This window comes from Streptomyces sp. NPDC088246 (assembly GCF_044741025.1).
In the GTDB taxonomy this organism is placed as follows: domain Bacteria; phylum Actinomycetota; class Actinomycetes; order Streptomycetales; family Streptomycetaceae; genus Streptomyces.
In genome coordinates this window covers 36,441-43,216 of the sequence record NZ_JBIURV010000031.1, presented here as the reverse complement: position 1 = coordinate 43,216, position 6,776 = coordinate 36,441, and the positions used below count along the sequence as shown (strand labels likewise).

The following is a 6,776-nucleotide window of genomic DNA, read 5'->3' as shown; positions in this document are numbered from 1 at the left end:
GTCGACGGGGCCGACGTCGTCGGGTCCGTGCCGGACGGCTGGTGGCGCGGCCGGCTCGCGGTGTACGGGGAAGGGCGTCGACGCGATCCTGGTGGTCGACGGGGCCGACGTCGTCGGGTCCGTGCCGGACGGCTGGTGGCGCGGCCGGCTCGCGGTGTACGGGGAAGGGCGTCGACGCGATCCTGGTGGCCGAGGGTGCGGCGCGAGGGGTCGAGTCCGTGCCCGGGGTACGGGTGGAGTCGGCGGCGGGCGGCGGGGACGACCACACCGTGGAGCCCGTGGGGCGGCTCGGACGCCCGTGCACCGTGGTCACCGCCGACCGTGAACTACGGCGCAGGGTGGAGGAAGTGGCTGCCAGGTGTGGGGGGGCCGAGGACCGTGTATTCGTGACGGCCCCGCACCGCGTCACCAGACGGGCAGGGCCGGATAGTGCTCGCAGTCCGGGCCGCAAGGCAGGCGCCCGGACATCGACGTGTGCAGCCAACTGTCCTCGGGAACGCCGTGCACCTTCAGCTCCAGACGCGCCGGAGGTGAGTGGATGGCGCTGAACACCGCGACGAACTCCACCGTGTAGGTGCCCGGTCGCCAGTCGTGAGGGTGCGTGACCCGCCAGCTTCCGTCGTCCTGCACCGGGGCCTCGGCTATCAGCCGGCCCTGCTCCAGCACCATGATCTTCTGGACGCCGCGCCCAGCCGTGCCCGAGAACCGGGGGCGGGGGCCGCTCCACGCTCCCCGGCGCGGCCCGATCACCTCGGGCGCCTCCAACCGGTCGAGAACCTCGAACTCCGTCTCCGCCTCCGTGGACACCGCGGTGCCTGCGAGGGCGATCGCAGTCACCTTGTGCCGGCCGGCGGGCCATCGCACGGCACGCCGCCACTGCCATGTCCCGTCCTCGGCGGTGCGGGTCCCGCCGAGGTAATCGCCCTCCTCGAAGAAGAGCACATACTCGGCGCCCTCCGGCGCCGTTCCCGTCAGCTTGCGTCCGGCACCGACCAGTTCAGCGAGGGCCGGCGACGTGACGGCCGGGGCGACGGCCACCTCGGGCTGCGCGGTCAGCGCGAGCTGCGGCTGCTGCACGGTGAACTCGGTCTGCACCGGCGGCATCTGCCCCGGCGCCAGCCGTTGGATGTCCACTGTCCCGGGCGGCAGTCCCGGAACGCCGGCCAGACCGCTCGCCACGAGCCGAGCCACTGCCCGGGCCCCGACATGGTTGAAATGGGAGGCGTCGATGATGCCGTGCGGGTGCGCCGGGTGCTCTCCCGGGTCCAGCCACCGGAAAAGACCCCGGGCCCGCATGGGACCCAGCTCGGCAAGGAGCTGGGTGGTGGAAGCGGTCATGTCGATGACCGGGCAGCCGAGTTCCGCGGCGGCCTCCAGAGTCAGCCGCGGGTATCCGTCGCGGGTGTCCACCGGACTCCCCGAGATGTCGAAGACGCAGCGGGCCGCCGGGGTCAGGAGGACCGGCACGGCACCCTCGGCCCGGAGCGCCTCGACATACAGCCGCAGATACTCCTTGTACTCCTGCGGGCCGTGGTAGCGGTTGAGCTGGTTGATGCGCTGCTCGACATGGCCGAAGGCGATGAGCACGACGTCACCGTGGCTGACGAGCGTGAGCAGCGCCGCGAACCGCTCGGTGTAGTAGTCCCGCAGCGTCATGGCGTCGCGCGCGTAGTTGCGTACGTCGCAGTCGGGCCCCACGAACTCCTCGAGGTACTGCCCCCAGCCCGCGAGCGGCGCCTCCTCCGCGGTGCGGGAGGCAGCCACCGAGCTGCCGATGACGCAGATCTTTCGCATGTCTTCTTCTCGTCTCCATTGTCACGTGGGGCCCCGGGTCGGGGTCAGCACGCCTGCCAGGGGCCGAAGCCGACGCCCGGCCGAGATTCTTCCTGCCGCGCCCAGTGCAGTCGGCTGTCGGTACCGAGCACCGCGACGACCGCCCGGCCGTGCGCGTCGGCGGCGATCGCCGGTGCCCCGACCATCTGGATCTCGTGGCGTTCCCAGTCGGGCCGCGCAGAGATGTGGTCGTCCGCGGACAGCACGGTCACCGCGGGCCTGCTCCGCTCGTCCCTGCGGGCGACGACCAGAAGATCACGGTCCGGGGCGAGCAACCGGGCCGCGGCGACGGCCCCGGTGCCACCGTCGTCGCTGAGCCGCTCCACCCGCTGCTCCCACGTTCCGTTGGGACGCTGCTGGTGGCGCATCACCGCTCCGGAGTCCTCCTCCCGGTAGAACAACGCCATGCGGTTGCGGCCGACCTGCACGGGAGTGAGACCGGAGGCCGGCCGCCAGCTCTCCGGCACGCCGGTGACCAGTTGGTCCTCCAGCTTGAATGGTCCGTACACGGCGTCCTGCCGCCATCGCACCCCGCCGGTGCGGTTCGTGGCGTACATGTCGATACGGCCCGTGGAGCGCAGCACAGTGGTCAGGGCGTCCTGCATCCAGCGCCCACCGAGCGCCTCCCAGGCGGTCAGCCCCTCCGGCGTCTCGCGTCGCAGGCTGACGCCCACCGAGAAGTTCCGTACGAAGACATGGAGGTGGCCGGCCGGGTCCACCACAGCCGCGGGCACACCGACCTCGCGGCAGCGCCGCCAGTCGCGGGTGCTCTCGTCGGGGTTGCCGAGAGACTCCCAGGGCAGCACGGAGCCGGTGTGCGCCTGGCGCCACATGCGCACCACTTCGACATCGACCCGGCCCTCGGCACCCGGGAGGCGGCGCAGTCCGACCAGGTGGACGCCGCCGGTGCGGTCGGGGGCGACGGCAAGGTGCGGCAGGAGGTCACCGCCGGGCAGCAGGAGCGGTCCCTCGAAGCGTCCGGCGCCGGCTTCGGTCTCCGTCCACACTGCGGCCTGGTCGCCGAGGACCGCGTAGGCGGCGAGCCGGCCGTCGGTCTGCCGGTGCAGCCACTGTGTGCCCTGCGGGTAGCGGCTGCGGGTACTCCAACCGTAACGGCGGATGTCGGCTCCGTCACCGAGTTGGAGGTCGCCGCAGTAGCGGTGCGCACAAGCGTGGCCGTCGGCCCCCGCGTACACATCGACCAGGGACTTCTTCAGCGCGTGGGAGCGCTCGCTCAGATTGTTCGGCCAGTTCTTGTTGCCGTAGCCCGTGAAGTGTTCGGTCAGCGGCGGTCGGCCTCCGGAGCGCAGGTGACGGCGGAGCGCCTCGCGGGCGAACTGGGCTGTGGCGGTGTGGTCGGCGTGGTCGCTGGAGGTGATGCCGCCCACCTCGTCGTACGACTCGTGCAGCGGGTCCGGGTCCATGGTCCACAGCAGCGTGGGCTGCGCGTAGGAGAGAAGTTGCGCGAGGGCGGCGACGACGTCCTCGCAGCCGAGGGCCAGCGGTTGGTGCAGCTCGGACTCGGCGGCGACGAGGGTGGGCTGACGGGCGGCGCGTCCGTCCCACAGGCTCGTCAGCCGGACCGACGGCTGGTCTGCGGGGAAGCCGTGTGCGGCGTCCACCATCCGCAGGCCCAGGAAGAAGAGCTGCACGTGTGGCGCCTCCGACAGATAGCACCGCTCCGCGGCCACACCCGGCACGAGTTCGACCGGCTCCCGGACCCAGGGGGCCTCCCTCTTGCCGAGGACCATGGTGGCGTAGGCGGCGCGCAGTCCGTTCTGGCGTGCCTCCATGTAGCCGGCGAAGTCGACCGGGGCCTGCTCCCGCAGCGGGTCACGGGTGTCCACGTTGCGCCCGTCGGCCTCGCCGGCCGTGAGGTAGACGCTGGTGACACGGTGGCCTGCGGCCAGCAGCCGGTACAGATCGGGATTGACGAAGTAGAGATCGTCGTCGGCGTGGGCGAACACCTGGAACAACGAGGTGGAGTTCGCCTCGGCGGGCTGGGTCATGGTCGGTGGACGCTCCGATCGGGCGCGGCTGACGAACGGCAGGCGGTGCGGGACACGCTCACAGCGGCCACCCCGGCAGATGTCCGGCGTGGAAGCGCTGATTGCGCGGGGAACCTGCCTCGAACTGGCTGGCCACCGGGAAGTACGACGGCAGGAACGCCGCCAGGACGGCATCCTGCTCGTCCTCGGTGACATCACCGTCGTGGTAGTCGTTCAGGCAGAAGACGTCGTGCGGACGGTTGAGCTGGAGGCGGGAGAGCCGCTGCTTGTGCTCGCTCAGACCCACGTTGACGAAGCCGCAGTTGATGCTGCCCGGTGCCGAACGCTGTGTGTGGAAGCCGAAGTAGTGGTGCAGCGACGACGCGATCGCAAGGTCGGAGTGACTGCGGAAGAGGCTGGCGGCGGTCGCCTCGACGGCATCCGGGTAGTGACGCTCGATGTCCGCGAGGACGCTGCGGCGCAGCGGGTGCGGCGCGTGCAGGAACGAGTGGGCGAGAACCTGCCCGAAAGTGTTGGCTATCAGACCGCGGTTGTTCTTGGCCGCGCTCATGTTGAACTCGTCACCGGTCGTGGCCGGCCCCATGGGCACAGTTGTCGGAGACATGAAGTGCTTGGCGACGCCGTTGCTGTGGAAGAAGACGCTCGGCTGGAGCACACGGCCGATGAACACGTCGTCGTTGAAGTACAGGAAGTGCTCGGACAGCCCGTCTATGTGGTGCAACTGACTTTCGATGGCGTGCGAGTTGTACGTGGGCAGCACCGACGGGTCGGCGAAGATCTCCCTGTGGTCGACCACGCGGACCCGCGGATGGTTCAGGTCGAGCCATTCCGGCACCTGCTGGTCGGTGACCAGGTAGATGGTGCGGATCCACGGGGCGTACATGTCGATGGAGCGCAGCGAGTAACGCAGTTCGTCCCGGTCGCGGAAGCGGGCGGCGCTGCTCGCGGAGTCCTCGGTCTGCATGCCGAGGGCGCGCATCACCGCGTTCTTCCGCTCCAGCCAGGAGATGTCGCCTCCATTGACCCATGTGTACACGGCGTCGACGGGGAAGTCGACGTCCCCGTGGACGGCATGGGCGTACGGCTCGATGGTGGGGTAGGTGCGCCCGCCGAGCACGGTCCCGGTCACGCTCATGGTCTGCGTGGGCACCCTGTCGCCCACCACGGTGCGGACCGGGGAGACCATCATGTAAGGGTCCTCCGGGTCCTCCTCCCAGAAGTTGATGGTGCAGCCGTAGACCCCGGCGAGGCGGAGGGTGCGGGCGGGCGTGACGGCGTTCTGGTAGACGCGCACGGCCGAGCAGGGGGTCTGAACGTACTGCTCGGCGAAGGCGGCGAGGACTGTGGCGGTCGGGTTCTGGCGTTCGTTGAGCAGCGCCACGTAGACCGCGCTGCCACCGTGCGCGGCGGTGAGCGCCTTGAGCACGGCCTCCCGGTTGGAGGCGTGGACGGCGACCGCGTGCCGGACGTTGGTGTCCCGGGTGACGAAGTACGGGATCTGCGCGTGTTCCAGGGCTGTGGCGACCAACGCCAGATTGTGCTGGACCACGTCCCAGGGGGATTCGCTCCCCATCCGACGGCACAGCTGTCCGCCGTCGCGCACGAGACCTCGGTCGGAACGGAGCAGCCGCTCCTCCAGGGCCCGCTGTTCCTTGGTGTCGATGGAGGTGGCGGGGGCCGGGGCGGCCGGACGGAGGATCCCTTCCTGGCCGCTCATCAAGGAGTGCAGCGCCTGCCGCTCCGCCTTGCGGGCCTCACGCTCCCCGGATGCCCGCTCGCCTTCCAACTCGGCGAAGACGTTCTCCCACATCGCGGTCACCACGGGCGGAGCGAGCCGGGCGACCGATTCGGCGGCCGCGTGCCCCATGCCGTGGCGCAGAGGGGCGTCCTCGATGAGCCGGATGAGCGCCTGGGCGGCGGCATCGGTGTCGCCCGCCGGCACGAGGATGCCGGTCTGCCCGTCCAGGACGACTTCGCGCGGGCCGTTGGGGCAGTCGTAGGAGACCACGGGCACACCGGCGGCCTGGGCCTCGGTCAGCACCAGCGGGAAGGCCTCGTTGCGGGAAGTCATGAGAGCGATGCTGGCCTTGGCCCACTCCTCGGCCAGGTGGGGGGAGTTGCCGTTGAGCTGGACACTGTCGTGCAGGCCGAGCACGTCGATCTGTCGCCGCAGGGCGCCGGCGAGTGGGCCGTCACCGAAGATGCGCAGCGTCCAGGTGGGGTGCCGACGGGCCACGGTGTCCCAGATGGTGATGGCGTGGTCGATCTGCTTCTCGCCGACCAGACGGCCCGCGATGACGACGGTCCGGGTCTCCAGGGTGGAGCGTGGCCGGAACCCGCGCGGCAGGGCGTTGGGGACGACATCGATGCGCGGCGCACTGTGGCCGAGGGTCTCGGCGAACCAGTTGCGCGTGCGGTCGCTGAGCACGGCGAGCGCGTCCAGGCGGGAGGCGTAGCGCAGCAGCGGTTCGGCGCTGGGACCCCGCAGTTCGGAGACACGGTGCTCCTGATGGAGCGTCATCACATGCGGGGGTGCCAACTGCACCGCGAGCGCCATGAGCGCCGGCGTGGTGGTGATCAGCAGATCCGTGTCGGTGTGCTGAAGCGCGTACTCCAGTTCCAGGTCGGTCAGCCTGCTGAACGCCGCTTCCCAGGCGGGATCCACCAGGGTGCTCGGCCGGTCGGCCACCTGCGCCCATGCCTCGGCGGTCAGGCCGGTGGGGCGGATCGGGACGGGAACGGGCCCGGTCCGGTCGATCAGATAGTCGACACGGATGCGCTCGTCGACCGGGAAGAACAACTGCGGCTGGGTCTTGAGGATGCTCAGCACGCGGACGTCGTGGTTGCCCACGAGTTCGGCGGCCTGGTTGAACACCGCTCGTTCGGTGCCCCCGACGGCGTCCGCGGTGAGCAGGAGAAAGGTGATCTTCATTG

At 70.5% G+C, this 6,776-nt stretch carries 3 protein-coding genes and 1 pseudogene; 1 reads left to right on the top strand and 3 read right to left on the bottom strand.

What is annotated here, in order from left to right:
* Positions 1–390, top strand: a pseudogene (locus ACIPEK_RS33155) (hypothetical protein); the annotation flags it as partial.
* Between the two features lie 15 nt (positions 391–405).
* On the opposite strand, the gene ACIPEK_RS33150 reads toward ACIPEK_RS33155, so the two are convergent.
* From ACIPEK_RS33150 to ACIPEK_RS33140, 3 genes are read right to left on the bottom strand one after another with little or no spacing between them, the layout of a single operon-like run.
* A complete protein-coding gene (locus tag ACIPEK_RS33150; protein ID WP_402003798.1) occupies positions 406–1,794 on the bottom strand; it encodes a GDSL-type esterase/lipase family protein in 1,389 nt (462 codons plus the stop codon).
* Between the two features lie 44 nt (positions 1,795–1,838).
* On the bottom strand, positions 1,839–3,842 hold the full coding sequence (locus tag ACIPEK_RS33145) for a PIG-L family deacetylase (protein WP_402003795.1): 2,004 nt from the start codon (positions 3,840–3,842) through the stop codon (positions 1,839–1,841).
* 58 nt (positions 3,843–3,900) lie between these two features.
* A complete protein-coding gene (locus ACIPEK_RS33140) occupies positions 3,901–6,774 on the bottom strand; it encodes a stealth conserved region 3 domain-containing protein (RefSeq protein ID WP_402003792.1) in 2,874 nt (957 codons plus the stop codon).
* Positions 6,775–6,776: the final 2 nt, after the last annotated feature.